The organism is Streptomyces katrae (assembly GCF_000717655.1).
Lineage (GTDB): Bacteria > Actinomycetota > Actinomycetes > Streptomycetales > Streptomycetaceae > Streptomyces > Streptomyces katrae_B.
The window spans coordinates 22,194-38,390 of sequence record NZ_JNZY01000010.1 but is presented as its reverse complement, the minus strand read 5'-3'; the positions used below and the strand labels follow the sequence as shown (position 1 = coordinate 38,390).

Here is a 16,197-nt window from a genome sequence, read left to right as displayed (position 1 = left end):
ATCCCCTCCGGAGCTACGTTGTAGATGCTGAATGCACCCCAACTCACCCGACAGGAGCAGATCCCTGCTCCGGGGAGGTGGCCCGCATGCCCGAGGCGCGGGAGTACGACGTCATCATCATCGGCACAGGGGCCGGCGGCGGCACCCTCGCCCACCGGCTGGCGCCGACCGGCAAGCGGATCCTGCTTCTCGAGCGCGGCGGCTACCTGCCGCGGGAACGCGACAACTGGGATTCGACCGCGGTCTTCGTCAAAGGGAAGTACCGCGCACCGGAGTTCTGGTACGACAAGCACGGAGACCGGTTCCCGCCCGAGGTGAACTACTACGTCGGCGGGAACACCAAGTTCTACGGCGCCGCGCTCTTCCGCATGCGCCCCGAGGACTTCGGGGAACTCCGCCACCATGACGGCATCTCTCCCGCATGGCCGCTGGACTACGGCGACCTGGAGCCCTACTACACGCAGGCCGAGCATCTCTACCTCGTCCACGGACGGCACGGCGAGGACCCCACCGAGGGGCCGGCCAGTGCCCAGTACGCCCATCCGCCCGTGCAACACGAGCCGCGCATCCAGCAGTTGAGCGACGACCTGGAGAAACAGGGCCTGCACCCCTTCCATCTCCCGATCGGGGTGAACCTCGTCCAGGACGACCAGGGGCGGGCGGCGCACGGGAGCCCCTGCATCCGCTGCGACCGCGTCGACGGGTTCCCCTGCCTGGTCGGCGCGAAGTCGGACGCCCAGGTCATCTGCGTGGACCCGGCCCTGGAACACTCCAACGTCGAACTGATCACGCATGCCGACGTGCGCCGGCTCGAGACGGACGCCACCGGGCGGAGTGTCACCTCGGTCGTCACGGAACTGGGCGACGGCTCGACCGTCCGGTTCGCCGCCGACATCGTGGTGGTGGCCTGTGGGGCCGTCAACTCCGCGGTCCTGCTGCTGCGTTCGGCCGACGACAAGCACCCTCAGGGCCTGGCCAACAGCTCGGACGTGGTCGGCCGGCACTACATGCGGCACAACAACCTGGCCCTGATGGCGGTGTCCGAGGAGCCGAACGGCACCCGGTTCCAGAAGACGCTGGCACTGCACGACTGGTACCTGGGCAGCGACGACTGGGACTACCCTCTCGGCGGCATCCAGATGCTCGGCAAGTCCGACTCCGAGCAGATCCACGGCGAGGCACCCCGCTGGGCCGGTGCCGTCACCCCGGACATGCCCTTCGAGGTGCTCGCCCATCACGCGGTCGACTTCTGGCTGTGCGGTGAGGACCTGCCGGACCCGGACAACCGCGTGACCCTCGACGGGGACGGCGGGATCCACCTCGCCCTCGACGAGAAGAACAACATCGCAGGGCTGAAGCGGCTGCGGCACAAACTGCAGGGCATGCTCGGTCACCTGGGCATGCACGAGCACCATCTGCTGTCGCACAGCATCTACCTACACAAGGGCATGCCCATCGGCGCAACGGCTCATCAGGCCGGCACCGTCCGCTTCGGCCGTGACCCGCAGAGCTCCGCCCTCGACGTCAACTGCAAGGCCCATGACCTCGACAACCTCTACGTGGTCGACACGAGCTTCTTCCCGAGCATCGGCGCGGTCAATCCCTCGCTGACGGCCATCGCCAACGCCCTGCGCGTCGGAGACCACCTCGCGGAGCGACTGCAATGACCGGGACCCGGGCGGATCACCGCTGAGGTGTCCTGAGGAGGAGAACCATGGACCGCTACCCGCCCATCGCCGACCACGGACTCGTGGGGGACCTGCAGACCGCGGCTCTGGTGTCGTCCAGGGGAGTCATCGACTGGTTCGCGGCTCCGCGATTCGACTCCCCCAGCATCTTCGCGGCCCTGCTCGACCACGACGGGGGCGGGCACTTCCTGCTCGCACCGGAACAGGACGAGGGGACGTGGAAACAGCTCTACTACCCGGACACCGCGGTCGTGGTGACCCGCTTCATGTCCCCCGACGGGGTCGGCGAGACCGTCGACTACATGCCGGTCCACCGGGGCCTCACGGCGTCCGACCGGCACACGCTGGTACGTGTGATCCGCGCGGTGCGCGGTACGGTGCGCTTCTCCCTCGAATGCCGCCCCCGCTTCGACTACGCGCGGGCACCCCACCAACTCGACCTGGCGGAGGGCCGGGCGACCTTCCGGGCACCCGGGGCGACCGCGTTCCTGCAGGCCACCTTTCCGCTCGAGCGGGACGGCCAGGACGTCCGGGCCTCGATCACGCTCACCGCGGGTCAGGCGGAGGCAGCCGTGTTCACCACCGACAGGGAGGGCAGCGCGGCGCCGCCGCCACCGCCGGAGCGTGACAGGATCACCGATGAGCTGTGGGAACAGGTCGACTACTGGCAGAAGTGGGTGCGCACATCGCACTACCACGGCCGCTGGGCGGAGATGGTGTACCGCTCGGCCATCACGCTCAAGCTGCTCACCTACGCCCCCTCCGGCGCGCCGGTCGCCGCCGCCACCATGGGTCTTCCCGAGCAAGTCGGCGGCGAGCGCAACTGGGACTACCGCTACACCTGGGTGCGGGACGGATCCCTGTCCGTACGGGCCCTGCTCGACCTCGGCTTCGCGGAGGAGGCGGCCCGCTTCACCCACTGGCTCGGCGACCGCCTGCGCGCCCACGAGGGTCCGGACGGGGAGCCCCTGCAGATCATGTACCGGGTCGACGGAGACCCGCACCTGACCGAGGAGGTCCTCCAGCACTTCGAGGGCTACCGGGGTTCGTACCCCGTGCGGGCCGGAAACGCGGCCATGGACCAGTTGCAGCTCGACATCTACGGCGAGGCTCTGTACGCACTGTCCGAGGGACACGCGGTCGTCGTACAGGGCGACTACCACGGCTGGAAGGCCCTCGCCCGGACCCTGGACTGGCTCGCCGACTCCTGGGACCGGCCCGACGAGGGCATCTGGGAGACCCGCGGCGGCCGGCAGGACTTCACCTACAGCCGCGTGATGTGCTGGGCGGCGTTCGACCGCGGCCTGAAGGTCGCCGCCGAGTTCAGCCGGCCGGCCGACACCGTCCTGTGGACGAAGGCCCGTGACGACATCCTCGAACAGGTCATGGAACGCGGCTGGAGCGAGAGGGAGCAGTCCTTGGTCCAGCACTACGGCAGCCAGGTCCTGGACGCTTCGCTGCTGCTGATTCCCCGGGTCGGATTCCTCGCGCCGAGGAGCGCGAGCTGGCTGTCCACCCTCGATGCCATGGACCGGGTCCTGGTGTCCGACAGCCTCGTCTACCGGTACGATCCCGCGGCCTCTCCCGACGGACTCCGCGGCTCGGAGGGAACGTTCAGCCTCTGCACGTTCCTCTACGTCGACGCCCTCGCCCGTGCCGGACGGCTGCCGCAGGCCCGCTACACCTTCGAGAAGATGCACACGTACGCCAACCACGTCGGTCTGTTCGCCGAGGAGATCGGCCCCAGTGGCGAGCAACTCGGCAACTTTCCGCAGGCCTTCACCCACCTGTCGCTCATCATGGCCGCGACCACTCTCAACGATGCGCTCGACGCCCTCCGGCTCTGAGACCGCGCCCCACCCCGCCGGACGCGGCCTGGTCCCGAGCGGCGGGCTGCTCTACCGTCGCCACCGGGCCCACGGCCCGCAGGCTCACCGGTCGACCCGATCAGGAGACAGACATGCGGATGCTGATCAACAGCCCCGAGACCGTCGTCGCCGATGCGCTGCGGGGGATGGCGGCCGCACATCCCGACCTGGACGTCGACGTGGAACGGCGCGTCGTCGTACGGCGCGACGCGCGGGACGGGGGCCGGGTCGGGGTGGTGTCCGGGGGCGGGTCGGGGCACGAGCCGCTGCATGCCGGGTTCGTGGGGTACGGGATGCTGTCGGCCGCGTGTCCCGGGGAGGTGTTCACCTCACCGGTGCCCGACCAGATGCTGCGGGCGGCCGCGGCCGTGGACTCCGGGCAGGGGGTGCTGTTCGTCGTCAAGAACTACACCGGTGACGTGCTGAACTTCGAGATGGCCGCGGAACTCGCCGAGGAGGACGGCCTGCGGGTGGAGCGGGTCCTCGTGAACGACGACGTCGCCGTGACCGACAGCCTGTACACGGCGGGGCGGCGCGGCACCGGGGCGACCGTGTTCGTCGAGAAGATCGCCGGTGCGGCGGCCGAGGCGGGCGCCCCACTGGAGCGGGTAGCGGCGCTCGCCCGGCAGGTGAACGCGTCCTCCCGCAGTTTCGGGGTGGCGCTCAGCGCGTGCACGACCCCGGCGAAGGGCAGTCCGACGTTCGACCTGCCGGACGGGGAACTGGAGTTGGGGATCGGCATCCACGGCGAGCCGGGCCGCGAGCGGCGGGCCATGATGCCGGCGCGGGAGATCGCGGAGATCGCGGTGGGGGCCGTACTGGAGGAGCTGGCGGCGGTGGGTCCGGCGGACGGGCCGGTGCTGGCGCTGGTCAACGGCATGGGGGCGACGCCGCTGCTGGAGCTGTACGGGTTCCACGGGGAGGTGGCCCGGGTCCTGGCGGAGCGCGGGGTGCCGGTGGCGCGGACGCTCGTCGGAAACTACGTCACCTCACTGGACATGGCGGGGTGTTCGGTGACGCTGTGCCGCGGGGACGAGGAACTGCTGCGGCTCTGGGACGCGCCGGTCCGGACGGCGGCGCTGCGGTGGGGCTGCTGAGAAGGTGGGCGTACGAGGTGCGGACGAGGCAAGGAGACGGAAGTGCGTGACGCGGACTTCTTCCGGCGCTGGATGACGGCCGCCGGCGCCGCAGTGGAGCGCGAGGCGGACCGGCTGACCGAGCTCGACTCCCCCATCGGGGACGCCGACCACGGGAGCAATCTGCTGCGCGGCTTCACGGCGGTACGGGCGGCCCTGGAGGCGGACCCCGCGGTGACGCCGGGGGCGGTGCTGCAACTGGCGGGGCGGACGCTGATCTCGACGGTCGGCGGCGCGTCGGGCCCGCTGTACGGGACGCTGCTGCGGCGCACGGGCAAGGACCTCGGGGAGGCCGCCGAGGTCTCCGACGAGGAGGTGCGCAAGGCCCTGTACGCGGGGGTGGGCGCGGTGGCACAGCTGGGCGGGGCGGCACCGGGCGACAAGACGATGCTGGACGCGCTGGTGGCGGGGGTGGCGGCGCTGAGCACCTCGTACCGGGCGGCGGCGGACGCGGCAGAGGCCGGTGCGCGGGCGACGGTGCCGATGCTGGCCCGCAAGGGGCGGGCCAGCTATCTGGGCGAGCGGAGCATCGGGCACCAGGACCCGGGGGCGACTTCGGCGGCCCTGCTGCTGACGGCGCTCGCGGACACGGCCGATACGGCGGACAAGGCGGACACCGCATGAGCGCGCCGGCGGTGGTCGGGATCGTCCTGGTGTCGCACAGCGCGGTGGTCGCGGAGTCCGTGGCGGACCTGGCGCGGGGCCTGGCGGCGGGCGGACCGGTCGTCCCGGTGGCAGCGGCGGGCGGCACCGCGGACGGCGGCCTGGGCACGAGCGCGGAGCGCGTCGTGGCGGCCGCGCTCGAGGTGGACCGGGGCGCGGGGGTCGCGCTGCTGGCGGACCTGGGCAGCTCGGTGCTGACGGTGAAGGCGCTGCTGGTGGAGGACGAACTGCCGCCGGGGGCCAGGCTGCTGGACGCCCCGTTCCTGGAGGGCGCGGTGGCGGCGGTGGTCGCCGCCTCCGCGGGCGCCCCCCTGGACGCGGTGGCCGCAGCCGCAGAGGAGGCGTACAGCTACCGCAAGGCCTGACCGGCGGGCGGGCGGGTCAGCGGCCGCGGAGGGATTCGATTTCGCGGCGGTCGCGCTTCGTCGGGCGGCCCGTGCCGCGGTCGCGGACGCCGACCACCTCGGCCTCGATGCGCGTGGGCGCCGGCGGGCTGTTGTCGATGAAGCATTCCGCGGCCACCGGCGGACCGACCCGCTTCGTCACCGGCCGCTTGACGACGACGATGCGCTCGCGTCCCCCGTGGAACAGCCGCACCTCGTCCCCCGCCCGTACCGCCTGCGCCGGCTTCGCGCGCTCACCGTTGACCTTCACATGGCCCGCCCTGCAGGCGGTCGCCGCGACCGAGCGGGTCTTCGTCAGACGGACCGACCAGATCCAGGCGTCCACGCGCGCCGTTCCTGCTTCCGCGCCCGTTCCCGTTCCCGTTCCCGTTGCTTCATCAGCCATACCAGAACTTTAGCGAGCGGGCCCGCCCGGAACGGAATGGATTTTGGCAGATTCACCAAGAGCCCTGGCATCTGCCATGTACATCATCCGAAGATGATTGCAAATGCGGGACACGTGCCCCTACCTTGTCGCACATGCAGTCCTACACCATCGGACAGGCGGCGCGCCTGCTGGGCGTCAGCCCGGACACCGCCCGCCGCTGGGCCGACGCCGGCCGGGTCGCGACCCACCGCGACGAGGCCGGCCGGCGCCTGATCGACGGCCGCGACCTGGCCGCCTTCTCCGTCGAGGTGGGACAGGGCGCCCACCCCGAAGACGACGAGCCGTACACCTCGGCCCGCAACGCCTTCCCCGGCATCGTCACCGCCGTGAAGCTCGGAGACGTGGCCGCCCAGGTCGAGATCCAGGCAGGTCCCCACCGCCTGGTCTCCCTCCTCACCCGTGAGGCCGTCGAGGAGCTCGGACTGGAGGTCGGCATGCAGGCCACCGCCCGCGTGAAGTCCACCAGTGTGCACATCGACCGCACCTGACCGTCCAGCACCATCACGCGTCCCCACCCGCTCCGCCCGTCACCGGCGCGGGTCACCACCGCGCGGTCCCGGTACCCGGCCGGCCGCCGACCCGACCGAGGAGCACCAGCTCATGTCCCCGACCCTGACCCGCCGCAGTGCCGTTGCCGCCGCGCTGACCGCCGCCCTGCTCGTGCCCGCGCTGTCCGCCTGCGGCAGCAGCGACGACAAGGCCGACGCCGGGGCTTCGGCTTCCGCCTCGGCCCCGGCCTCCGCCGTGCCCAAGGCGGCGAACCTTACCGTCCTCGCCGCCTCCTCCCTCACCGACGTCTTCAAGACCGCGGGCGCGGCGTACGAGAAGGCACACCCGGGCACGAAGATCACCTTCTCCTTCGCCGGCTCGCAGGAGCTCGCCGCCCAGGTGAAGCAGGGAGCCCCGGCCGACGCGCTGGTCACCGCCGACACCAAGACGATGGACGGCCTGAAGGCCGAGACCAACGACCGGTCGATCATCGCCAAGAACCGCCTGGTCATCGCGGCCGGCCAGGGCAACCCGTTCAAGGTCGACGAACTGAAGGACCTGGCCGACAGCAAGATCAAGGTCGTGCTCGCCGCGCCCGAGGTGCCCGTCGGCCGCTACAGCAAGCAGATCCTCGACGCCCAGAAGATCGAAGTGAAGCCGGTCTCCCAGGAGCCCAACGTCCGCGCCGTGCTGAGCAAGGTCGAGCTCGGTGAGGCCGACGCCGGCCTCGTCTACAAGACCGACACCGTCAAGTCCGGTGACAAAGTCTCCGTCGTGGACATTCCGGACGCCGAGAACGCCGTGGCCTCCTACCCGGCCGCCTCCCTCAAGGCGTCCAAGAACGCCGAGGCCGCCGCCGCGTTCGTGGCCTGGCTGAACTCTCCCGAGGCGCAGAAGATCTTCCAGGACGCAGGCTTCCAGAAGGCGTAACCGGCACCGCAGCAGAAGAGCAGCCGCAGCCGCAGCCTCAATGATCGAAGGGGACTGCCTGGTCCGGGGGGACGGGCAGTCCCTTCCGGCGCGGCGCCCGCCGGGCCCCCGCACCCGTCCCCCCGTACGCTTCAGCCAGGAATCCACATGAGCAGACACCGCACCCGCACCCGGCCCCCCGTGACCCTGGCGCTCCCCGCGCTGCTCGCCGTCGCCTTCCTGCTGCTGCCCCTCATCGGCATCCTCACCCGCACCGAGTGGGGCGAACTCGGCGCCCACCTCACCAGCCCCGGTGTGGTCGAGGCCCTGCGCCTCTCGCTCTTCGTGTCCCTGTGGGCGCTGGGCCTCTCGCTGGTCCTCGGTGTGCCGCTCGCGTGGCTGCTGGCCCGGGTCCCGTTCAAGGGCAGGGCCTTCGTCCGCTCGCTGGTGCTGCTCCCGATGGTGCTGCCGCCCACCGTCGGTGGTGTGGCACTGCTGCTGGGCTTCGGCCGGCGCGGGCTCCTCGGGCCCTGGCTCGAGGGCACGTTCGGCGTCACGCTGCCCTTCCACACGTCGGGCGCCGTCGTCGCGGCCACCTTCGTCGCCATGCCGTTCCTCGTGATCAGCCTGGAGGGTGCGCTCGGCGGGCTCAAGCGGAGCTACGAGGAGACCGCCGCGTCCCTCGGTGCCTCGCCGACGCGGGTGTTCTTCACCGTGACGCTGCCGATGGTGGCGCCCGGCCTGATCGCGGGCGCCGCGCTCACCTGGGCCCGTGCGCTCGGCGAGTTCGGCGCGACGATCACCTTCGCCGGCAACCTGCCCGGCACCACACAGACGCTGCCGCTGCAGGTCTACCTGCTGCTCCAGGGCCAGCCGGAGGCCGCCACCTCCGTGTCCCTGCTGCTGCTCGTGATCGCCATGGCCGTGCTGATCGCCCTGCGCGGCCGCTGGACCGGCACACCGGTCGCCCGTACGCCTGCCGAGGCTCCGCAGCTGCCGGACGAGACGGCGGCCGCGGCCGCGGAAGCCGAGCGGACGCCGACAGCCCCGCTACCGGCCGGCCTGCCCTCCGAGAAGGCTGCCGCCGGCGACCTGGCTTCCGACCTGGCCGGCGCCCCGCACGACGACGGCCGCTGGCCCCTGCACGCCGTCGTCACCGGCTTCAACGAGCTCACCCTCGACGCCGGCCCCGGTACCACCATCGCCGTCGTCGGCGAGAACGGCGCCGGCAAGACCACCCTGCTGCGCGCCCTCCTCGGCCTCACCCCGCGCGCCCACGCCGAACTCCGGCTCGGCGACACCGACGTCACCGCGCTGGCCCCGCACAAGCGCCAGGTGGCCTGGGTCCCGCAGGACGGCGCGCTGTTCCCGCACCTGAGCGCGCTGGGCAACACCGCGTACGGGCTGCGCGCCCGCCGGGTGCCGCGCGCCGATGCCCGTCGCGAGGCGCAGCAGTGGCTGGACCGGCTCGGCGTCGGCCACCTGGCCGCCCGCAAGCCCGCCCAGCTGTCCGGTGGCCAGGCCCAACGTGTGGCGCTCGCCCGGGCGCTGGCCGCCCGCCCCCGGCTCCTCCTCCTGGACGAGCCGCTCGCGGCCCTCGACCAGACCACCCGGGCCCGCGTCCGGCACACCCTGCGCACGCACCTGGCCGGCTTCGGCGGGGTCTGCCTCATCGTCACGCACGACCCCGTCGAGGCGGTGTCCCTGGCCGACCGGGTCCTCGTACTCGCCGACGGGCGCACCCTCCAGGACGCCCCGCCCTCCGAGGTCACCCGCCACCCGCGCTCCCCGTGGGTCGCCCGGATGCTCGGCCGCAACGCCTGGTCCGGCACGGCGTCGGCCGACGGGCTCGTACTCGCCGCCGGGGGCCGGCTGGTGGTGGCGGAGGCGCTGCCGGAAGGGTCCCCGGCACTGGCGATCATCGGCCCCGAGGCGGTGTCCGTGCACCGCGACCGCCCGGCGGGCAGTCCCCGCAACGTCTGGCCGGGCTCCGTTCGGGAGATCACCGCGGTCGGCAGCCGGCTGCGCGTGCTGGTCGGCTCCGCGGAGGCCCCCGATCTGGTGGCGGAGATCACCCCGGAGGCCGCGGCCGAACTGGGCCTGGTCGACGGCTCGAAGGTCTGGACGAGCGTGAAGGCGACCGAGGTCACGCTGGTGGAGCTCTAAGGGGTGTCGTCGGAGTCCCTGGAGTCCCTCCCCCGGCTACCGCCGGGAGGTGCTCCCTGGGGCGTGCCTTGCCGGACGGCGAGCCAGTCCCCCGGGGCGAAGGCGTCCAGGCCCACCACGGTCCGTCCGGAGCGCGGGGCCGCGACGGACAGCACGCCCTCGGAGCGGCCGGCCGCGAAGGCCGGGGCGCCGAGGGTGAGCACGGCGGCGCGTTTGCCGGTGGTACGGCGGAACTCGGCGAGCAGGTGCGCCGTCAGGGCCGTTTCCTTGCGGTCCACGGTGTCCGGCGCATACGCCCGTACGACGGCCACCGCGCCCGTGGCCGGTTCCCGGGCGGCGGCCGCCAGAGCCTTCCGCAGGGCCCGCATCCGGGACAGACCGCCGCCCCGCAAGGTGGGCTTGGTGGTGTCGAGCGGCAAAAACCGTACGCCGCGGTGCACGAACTCCGGGCGGGCGGCGTCGGTCAGCACGAAGTCGGCAGCGGCGTCCTCTCCCCCGACGGCGAGCCGCCAGGGCAGCGCCCGGACCCCGGCCTCGGTGGCCACGATCGGATCCCGGACCACGGGCACTGCGGCGGGCCCCGTGGGCGGGGTCCGGGCGCCGAGCGTGTCGAGGGCCAGCCGTCCGGGGCCCGTCCCCCCGACCGCCGAAAGCCGGATCACGCTGAGCGGCGGCTCGGCGGTGGCCGGGAGCGGCAGGGTGAGCTCCCGCCAGCCGGTCCAGTCCACGGCGGGCCCGCGCACCGTGACGGCGGCCCCGTCGGCATCGGCCAGCTCCACCGCGGGCCGGGCCCCGGAGCCGTCGCCGCCGACCCAGAGCGTGAGCGACCGGGCGAGCTCCGGGACGGCAAGGGGCCGCGGCGGGGCCGCGCTCCTCCGAGCCGCCGCCCCGGGCAGATCCAGGGCGAGCCCCGCACCGGAGTGCCCCTCGGTCGCGGAAGCCCCCGGTCCGGTCCAGTCGGCGACATCGGCCAGGTTGGTGAGCGGGAGCGTCACCAGCCCGACGCCGAGAGCGAGTTCGGCGGCGACACCGGAGCCGCCGCCGGTATCGGACGCTCCCGCAAGCCCGAGCGTGCCGGCGGCAGGGGGCGTGCCCGCGATCCCGGGCACGCCTGTCATCCCGGCCGCCCCTGCGCCGCCGAACGTGCCGGCGGTCCAGGGCGTGCCCGTGCCACGGGGCGCGAATGCGGCGCCGAGCCTGCCCGCGACGCCGAGCTCGCCTGCGGCGGCACGCGCGCCCGCGGTCCCGGGCATGCCCGCGCTGCCGGGTGTGCCTGCGGCACCGCGGGGACCGGAGGCGGCATCAGAGCCCCCGGAAGATCCGGAAGTGCCGGGAGCCCCGAGGGCACCCGACGCCCTGGGGGCTCCGGGGCTTCCGGGCGCTGCAGGCGCCCCGGCAGCCCCGCCCGACCGGACCGTGGCGCGGAGGTGGCCCGTGGCTTGGGGGGTCAGGGCGGTGACCGTGAAGCCGCCGTGGCCGTCATCGGTGATGCGCCATCGCGAGCGGTCGAACTCCAAAGTCACGTCCCGGGGTTCCACGACGGCGGCCCTGCCTTGCGCGTCGTAGCCGGTCAGTCGGAATCCCGCGGTCTCCCCCAGCTCCGCGAGTCCGATCCGGGCCTGCGTGGGGCGGATCCGGGTCAGCGGGCCGAGGACCTCGAGCGGGAGCTGGCCATGCGCCGTCGTGCGCCGGGCGTGCGCCGTCGCGCGGCCGGGGCGCACGGCGTGGAACACACCGGCGGAATCGACCGTGCCGGCCCCGTCGGCGGACCACACCGGCGCGCCCGGCGCCGGGCCCAGCAGTGCGTCGTACCCGGTGGCCTCGAGGGTCCGGGTGAGCCGGGGGAAGACCCGGGTGAGGTCCTCCGTGGCGCCGCCGACGGGTTCGACGCGGTAGCCGGCGGTCCGGCCGGAGCCCGCCGGGGCCGTCAGGACGAGCCCGTTGGACACGGGCCGCAGCCGCCCGTCCGACGGGGAGTTCTCCAGCGCGAGGGCCGACGCCCCGCTCGACCCCGCGAGCAGGGTCGAGGAGCCGCCGCCGTCGAGGTTCAGGGCCTCGTACGCGCCGAGCCGGTGCATCAGGCGGCCCAGCGCGGTCAGGGTGAGGCCGCCGCTGTCCCGCTGGCGGCCGTCCACGGTGAGGATCCGCAGCTGCCGCCCGTCGCGCGAGAAACCGACGGCCGTGCGCGGGGCGGCGGTGTTGTTCGGTTCGCCATCGTGGTTCTGCGCGACGCCGGCCACGACGAGGGCCTCGCGCCCGCCGACGGCCGCCACCGGGACCGGTCCGGCGTCCGGGACGGCCCGGGCGGCGACGCCCACGGCGTCCCCGGGCCGCAGGGCGGCCAGTTCGGCAGCGGCCGCACCGCCGGCGGCGGTCAGCACGGTGGTGCCGGGTGCGGGGCGCTCCCGGCGAGCGGGTCCGCGGCCCGGCGGGGCGGCAGCCGTGACCCGGCCGTCCCGGACCGTCACGGCGGTGCCCACGGCGGGCAGTTGCGCCCCCGGCCAGTCGGCGGTGTACGCGGCGAGGCCCGCGGCGGGCGGCCGGGCCGCGTTGTACCCGGCGAGCGGCTGCACCACCCCGCCGGGCAGGGTGACGCTCCCGTCGAGTGCGAGGCGCAGGACCCGCCCGATGCCGTCGGCGCCGAACCCGACGGCCGGGGCCGCGCCGGGGCCGGGGGTCGCGGAATGCAGCAGCCGGCCGCCGCCCAGGCCGGGACCGAGCGGGGCGCCCGTACCGCGGCTGTCGAAGAAGTCGCCGTTCACGGCGGCGACCACGCGCCGCCCGGGCCCGGCGGGGTGGCGCGCGGCAGCCTCGGCGACGGTGGCCGGTCCGTGGCCGCCCAGGTAATCGGCGCGGACGCCGCCGTGGCCACCGAGGTCGACGAGGAGCTCGTCGATCCGCAGCCAGCGGTCGGCCTCCAGCCGGTCGTAGGACTCCAGGCGGATCCCGGGGGCGATCTGCCGGCCGGTCCGGGCGGTCTCGATGCCGTCGGCCTGCGCGGCGGCGGACACCCCGGCGGGGCCGGCCAGGGCCACGGCGAGCAGGACGGGCAGCAGCGGACGGAGACTCAGCACCCAGGCAGGATCGGCCACTCGGCCCGCCCCGGGCGGGCACGACCGTTCGTGCCCCGCGGTTTCAGCCATTCGCCCGGCCACACGGGGCACGGGCTCCTTGTCCTGGCCCGGATAAGGATTTGGCGGCCGGATTCCGGGCTGGCATGGTTCGGACGTGCCCCGCCGCAGGTCAGCGGGGCATCCGCTTCTTCGTCACATGTTCCCGTGGGGGGTACGCACCGCATGTCCTTCAACGAGCCGCCGGGCCCGCCGACTCCGCCCCCGTCGCAGCCCCCGGCCCCGGCCGGGTCACCGGCACCGGCACCGGCCGCAGCCCCGTCGCCGGCTCCCTCGCCGGAGCCGCAGCCGCAGCCACAACCTCAACCGCAACCGCCCGCCGCGCAGCCGTACCCGCAGCCGGCACCGCCGCAGCCGTACCCGGTTCAGGCCCACCCCGGCCCGCAGCCCTACCCCGTGCAGCCCCAGCCCGGGTACCCCGTCGGTCCGTACCCGGGCATGCCGTACCCCGCGCCTCACCCCACCACCGACGTGCTGCGCTCCCCCCGCGGCCTGGCGGTCGCGCTCACCGCGCTGCTGTCGGTCGCAGCCGCCGTCAACCTGTTCTCGGCGGGCATCAGCGGGTACGTCTTCTCGCTCATGCAGAGCCTGATCGCGGACCCGTCGAACGTCGGTGACAGCACGCTCGAGCGCGGGGACGTCATGGCCGGCGCCGTCGGGGTCCTCCAGTTCGTGATGCTGCTGGCGACGGCCGTCGTCTTCGTCATCTGGTTCCACCGCGTGCGCGTGAACGGCGAGATCTTCCGGCCCGACGGCTTCTCGCAGACCCGCGGCTGGGCCATCGGCAGCTGGTTCATCCCGGTCGGCAACCTCTTCCTGCCGTTCCGGATCGCGAAGCAGATCTGGGCCGCCAGCACCCAGTTCGCGCCCGACGGCTCCCACCGCGCGGTGTCCACCGCGCCCCTGAACGCCTGGTGGGCCTTGTGGGTCGGCTCGCTGGTGTTCGACCGCGCCTTCAGCCGGATGTACGAGCGGGCCGAGACACCGGAGGCGCTGCGTGCGGCGTGCGCCATGGGGATCGTCACCGACCTGCTCACGGTCGGCGCCGCCGTCCTCGCCCTCGTCTTCGTCCGCAGGCTGACGGCCCTGCAGACCACCAAGGCGGAGCAGGGCCCGTACGCGGCCGTCTGAGCCGGGCGGACCGGCCGCCGGTCCAGGGGGGTGTCGTCAACGTCCCGCCCCCGGCTACCGCTGGGAGGTGCCCCCGGGCCGGCCCGGCGGACGACGCTGCTGTGACGACGCCGCCTGGCGCGCCGCGTGTCCGGGGACGGTGAACTCGCACCACACGCATTTCCCGCCGCCCCGGGGCTCCACGCCCCATTCCTCCGCGAGCTGGTCCACCAGCAGCAGGCCGCGCCCCGAAACCGCCCAGTCGCCCGCCTCGCGCCGGTGCGGCAGGGCGCTGCTGGAGTCCTCGACCTCGATCCGGATCCGGCCCTCCGCGGTCAGCCGTACGTTGACGTGGCCGCCCCCGTCGGTGTGCACGAGGGCGTTCGTCATCAGCTCGTCCGCCGCCAGTTCGATCTCGTCGGCCCGCTCCGCGGCGCCCCAGGCGGCCACCGCCGCCCGGATCAGGTGGCGGGCCATCGCCGGGCCCTCGGGGTCGCCCGGGGTGAGCCGCAGGCGCAGCGGGCCGCCGCCGCGCGGGATGGGGGTACCACGGCGGCGCAGCAGAAGCAGGGCCATGTCGTCCCCGACGCCGGCGTCGCCGACGAGGTCGCACAGGACGTCGGCGAGCTCCTCCACGTCGACCGGGCCGCTGTGGACCGCTTCCATGAGCTCCCGGATGCCGGCCTCGGAGTCGCCGTCCGGCCGATCGAGCAGGCCGTCCGTGCACAGCACCAGGGTGTCGCCCGGGTGCAGTTCGAGGCTGGTGACGGGGTAGCCGGGGCCGGTTCCGGACTGCTCGCGCGGCGCCAGCCCGAGCGGGAGTCCGCCGGCCGCCTGGACCCGGTGGCAGGTGCCGTCGCCGCGCCGCACCACCGGGTCGAGGTGGCCGGCGCGGACCATCTGGAGCATGCCGGTGTTCAGGTCCACCTCGGCGTACGTACAGGTGGCGAAACGTTCCGTCTCGAGCTCCCGCAGGAAGGTCGAGGCCCGGGCCATGGCGGTGCCGGGCGTGTGCCCTTCGGCGACGTAGGCCCGCAGGACGATCCGCAGCTGGCCCATGACGGCCGCCGCGTCCGTGTCGTGCCCCTCCACGTCCCCGATCATCACCCCGACCCGGCCCTCGCCGAGCGGGATCACGTCGTACCAGTCACCGCCGATGTCCCGCCCCATCCGCGCGGCCCGGTACCGTACGGCGATCCGCGCGCCCGGCACCTCCGGGATCCGGCGCGGCAGCATGGCCCGCTGCAGGCCCTCCGCGAGGTCGTGCTCCTGCTCGAACAGGATGGCGCGCTGGAGGCTCTGCGCGATACCGCTGCCGAGCGCGACGAGCAGGTTCCGCTCCTCGGCCGTGAAATCCCCGTCCCGCTGGTACAGCAGCCCGAGCGCGCCGATGGCCCGGCCCTGGGCGATCAGCGGCAGGTAGACGCCGCTGCGCACGGCCAGCGGCTCGATGTACGGCCAGAGGTGCGGGTAGCGATGCTGGAACTCCTCGCGCGAGGCGAGGAACACCGGCTGCAGGCTCCGTACGGCCTCGCTCATCGGGAACTGCGCGTCGATGCGGGTGTACTCGATCTCCGGGACGTACGAACCGAGCTGCCCCTCCGCGACGAGGTGGATGCGGCCGCCGTCCACGATGCCGAGCATCACGCTGACCGCGCCGAGGTGGCCGAGGGCCTCCGGGTCCTTGAGGACGTCCGTCACGTCGTTGACGGTGCGGGCGTGGGCCAGGATGGCGCTGGTCCGCTCGACGACGCCGGTCATCCGGCGCCGGTCGTCCGCCTGCTCCCCGCCGGCGCCGGGCTCGCCGGGGTCGTGGGCGGCGTCGCGCAGGATCCCGATGATCCGGTACGGGCGGCCGTTGGCGTCGCGCAGGATGTGGCCCTGGATGTGGGACCAGGCCGGGGTGCCGTCGCGGCGCCGGGTGCGGACGTACGCCCCGTAGTGGCTGCGGCCGTCCTTGAGCGCCTGCGCCACCCGGGCGTCGAGCCGGACCTCCTCGCCGGGCGACACCCGCCTCCGCAGGCCCTCCGGGGTGCCGCTGAACTCCTCCGGGCGCAGGTCGAGGACCTCGAGGGCGGTGGGATCCAGATGCATCTGCCCACTGTCGAGGTCCCAGTCGAAGGTGCCCATGCGATTGAGCGCGAGGCTCATGTCCGGCTGCGCGGGCCAGTCGACGTCGGGGCTCGCTCCCCTTTCGGCCATGCAG

12 protein-coding genes are annotated in these 16,197 nt (G+C 73.9%); 9 read left to right on the top strand and 3 right to left on the bottom strand.

What is annotated here, in order from left to right:
- The first annotated feature begins 86 nt into the window (after positions 1-86).
- The 5 genes from IF09_RS0113905 to IF09_RS0113885 all read left to right on the top strand — a co-directional run bounded on the left by IF09_RS0113905 (position 87) and on the right by IF09_RS0113885 (position 5,720).
- Positions 87-1,667 carry a GMC oxidoreductase gene (locus tag IF09_RS0113905; protein WP_030295424.1) on the top strand — a complete coding sequence of 527 codons (1,581 nt, stop codon included), beginning with the start codon at positions 87-89 and terminating at the stop codon, positions 1,665-1,667.
- A 47-nt stretch (positions 1,668-1,714) separates the two neighbouring features.
- A complete protein-coding gene (locus IF09_RS0113900) occupies positions 1,715-3,535 on the top strand; it encodes a glycoside hydrolase family 15 protein (RefSeq protein WP_030295422.1) in 1,821 nt (606 codons plus the stop codon).
- A 113-nt stretch (positions 3,536-3,648) separates the two neighbouring features.
- A complete protein-coding gene (gene dhaK, locus IF09_RS0113895; protein ID WP_030295421.1) occupies positions 3,649-4,653 on the top strand; it encodes a dihydroxyacetone kinase subunit DhaK in 1,005 nt (334 codons plus the stop codon).
- A 42-nt stretch (positions 4,654-4,695) separates the two neighbouring features.
- Positions 4,696-5,316 carry a dihydroxyacetone kinase subunit DhaL gene (gene dhaL / locus IF09_RS0113890; RefSeq protein ID WP_030295419.1) on the top strand — a complete coding sequence of 207 codons (621 nt, stop codon included), beginning with the start codon at positions 4,696-4,698 and terminating at the stop codon, positions 5,314-5,316.
- The gene (locus tag IF09_RS0113885; protein WP_030295417.1) at positions 5,313-5,720 is read left to right on the top strand and encodes a PTS-dependent dihydroxyacetone kinase phosphotransferase subunit DhaM; all 408 of its coding nucleotides are present in this window, start codon (positions 5,313-5,315) and stop codon (positions 5,718-5,720) included. The genes dhaL and IF09_RS0113885 overlap by 4 nt, the downstream gene beginning before the upstream one ends.
- 16 nt (positions 5,721-5,736) lie before the next feature.
- Here IF09_RS0113885 and IF09_RS0113880 read toward each other — a convergent pair whose 3' ends face one another.
- Positions 5,737-6,144: an RNA-binding S4 domain-containing protein gene (locus IF09_RS0113880; RefSeq protein ID WP_051832433.1), complete on the bottom strand. Its 408-nt coding sequence runs from the start codon at positions 6,142-6,144 to the stop codon at positions 5,737-5,739.
- 134 nt (positions 6,145-6,278) lie between these two features.
- Here IF09_RS0113880 and IF09_RS0113875 point away from each other — a divergent pair, with 134 nt between their 5' ends.
- From IF09_RS0113875 to IF09_RS0113865, 3 genes are all read left to right on the top strand, one after another.
- Positions 6,279-6,674, top strand: a complete 396-nt coding sequence (locus IF09_RS0113875) for a TOBE domain-containing protein (protein ID WP_030295413.1) — start codon at positions 6,279-6,281, stop codon at positions 6,672-6,674.
- A gap of 112 nt (positions 6,675-6,786) precedes the next feature.
- Complete coding sequence (gene modA, locus IF09_RS0113870) at positions 6,787-7,605, top strand: molybdate ABC transporter substrate-binding protein (RefSeq protein WP_030295411.1); 819 nt, start codon at positions 6,787-6,789, stop codon at positions 7,603-7,605.
- Positions 7,606-7,752: 147 nt separating this feature from the next.
- Entirely contained in the window at positions 7,753-9,750 is a 1,998-nt protein-coding gene (locus IF09_RS0113865) for an ABC transporter permease (RefSeq protein ID WP_030295409.1), read from the top strand.
- Here the strand turns inward: IF09_RS0113865 and IF09_RS0113860 are convergent.
- A complete protein-coding gene (locus tag IF09_RS0113860) occupies positions 9,747-12,824 on the bottom strand; it encodes a phosphodiester glycosidase family protein (RefSeq protein ID WP_158709960.1) in 3,078 nt (1,025 codons plus the stop codon). The genes IF09_RS0113865 and IF09_RS0113860 overlap by 4 nt on opposite strands.
- Positions 12,825-13,319: 495 nt before the next feature.
- Here IF09_RS0113860 and IF09_RS0113855 point away from each other — a divergent pair, with 495 nt between their 5' ends.
- Complete coding sequence (locus IF09_RS0113855) at positions 13,320-14,012, top strand: DUF4328 domain-containing protein (RefSeq protein ID WP_037634943.1); 693 nt, start codon at positions 13,320-13,322, stop codon at positions 14,010-14,012.
- A 54-nt stretch (positions 14,013-14,066) separates the two neighbouring features.
- Here IF09_RS0113855 and IF09_RS0113850 read toward each other — a convergent pair whose 3' ends face one another.
- Complete coding sequence (locus tag IF09_RS0113850; RefSeq protein WP_078613236.1) at positions 14,067-16,193, bottom strand: SpoIIE family protein phosphatase; 2,127 nt, start codon at positions 16,191-16,193, stop codon at positions 14,067-14,069.
- Between the last annotated feature and the right edge of the window lie 4 nt (positions 16,194-16,197).

Excerpts from the sequence above, each read along its gene's own strand:
- IF09_RS0113905 (WP_030295424.1), top strand. The coding sequence starts at position 87 with ATGCCCGAGGCGCGGGAGTACGACGTCATCATCATCGGCACAGGGGCC.
- IF09_RS0113900 (WP_030295422.1), top strand. The coding sequence starts at position 1,715 with ATGGACCGCTACCCGCCCATCGCCGACCACGGACTCGTGGGGGACCTG.
- dhaK (WP_030295421.1), top strand. The coding sequence starts at position 3,649 with ATGCGGATGCTGATCAACAGCCCCGAGACCGTCGTCGCCGATGCGCTG.
- IF09_RS0113885 (WP_030295417.1), top strand. The coding sequence starts at position 5,313 with ATGAGCGCGCCGGCGGTGGTCGGGATCGTCCTGGTGTCGCACAGCGCG.
- IF09_RS0113880 (WP_051832433.1), bottom strand. The coding sequence starts at position 6,144 with ATGGCTGATGAAGCAACGGGAACGGGAACGGGAACGGGCGCGGAAGCA.
- IF09_RS0113875 (WP_030295413.1), top strand. The coding sequence starts at position 6,279 with ATGCAGTCCTACACCATCGGACAGGCGGCGCGCCTGCTGGGCGTCAGC.
- modA (WP_030295411.1), top strand. The coding sequence starts at position 6,787 with ATGTCCCCGACCCTGACCCGCCGCAGTGCCGTTGCCGCCGCGCTGACC.
- IF09_RS0113865 (WP_030295409.1), top strand. The coding sequence starts at position 7,753 with ATGAGCAGACACCGCACCCGCACCCGGCCCCCCGTGACCCTGGCGCTC.
- IF09_RS0113855 (WP_037634943.1), top strand. The coding sequence starts at position 13,320 with ATGCCGTACCCCGCGCCTCACCCCACCACCGACGTGCTGCGCTCCCCC.
- IF09_RS0113850 (WP_078613236.1), bottom strand. The coding sequence starts at position 16,193 with ATGGCCGAAAGGGGAGCGAGCCCCGACGTCGACTGGCCCGCGCAGCCG.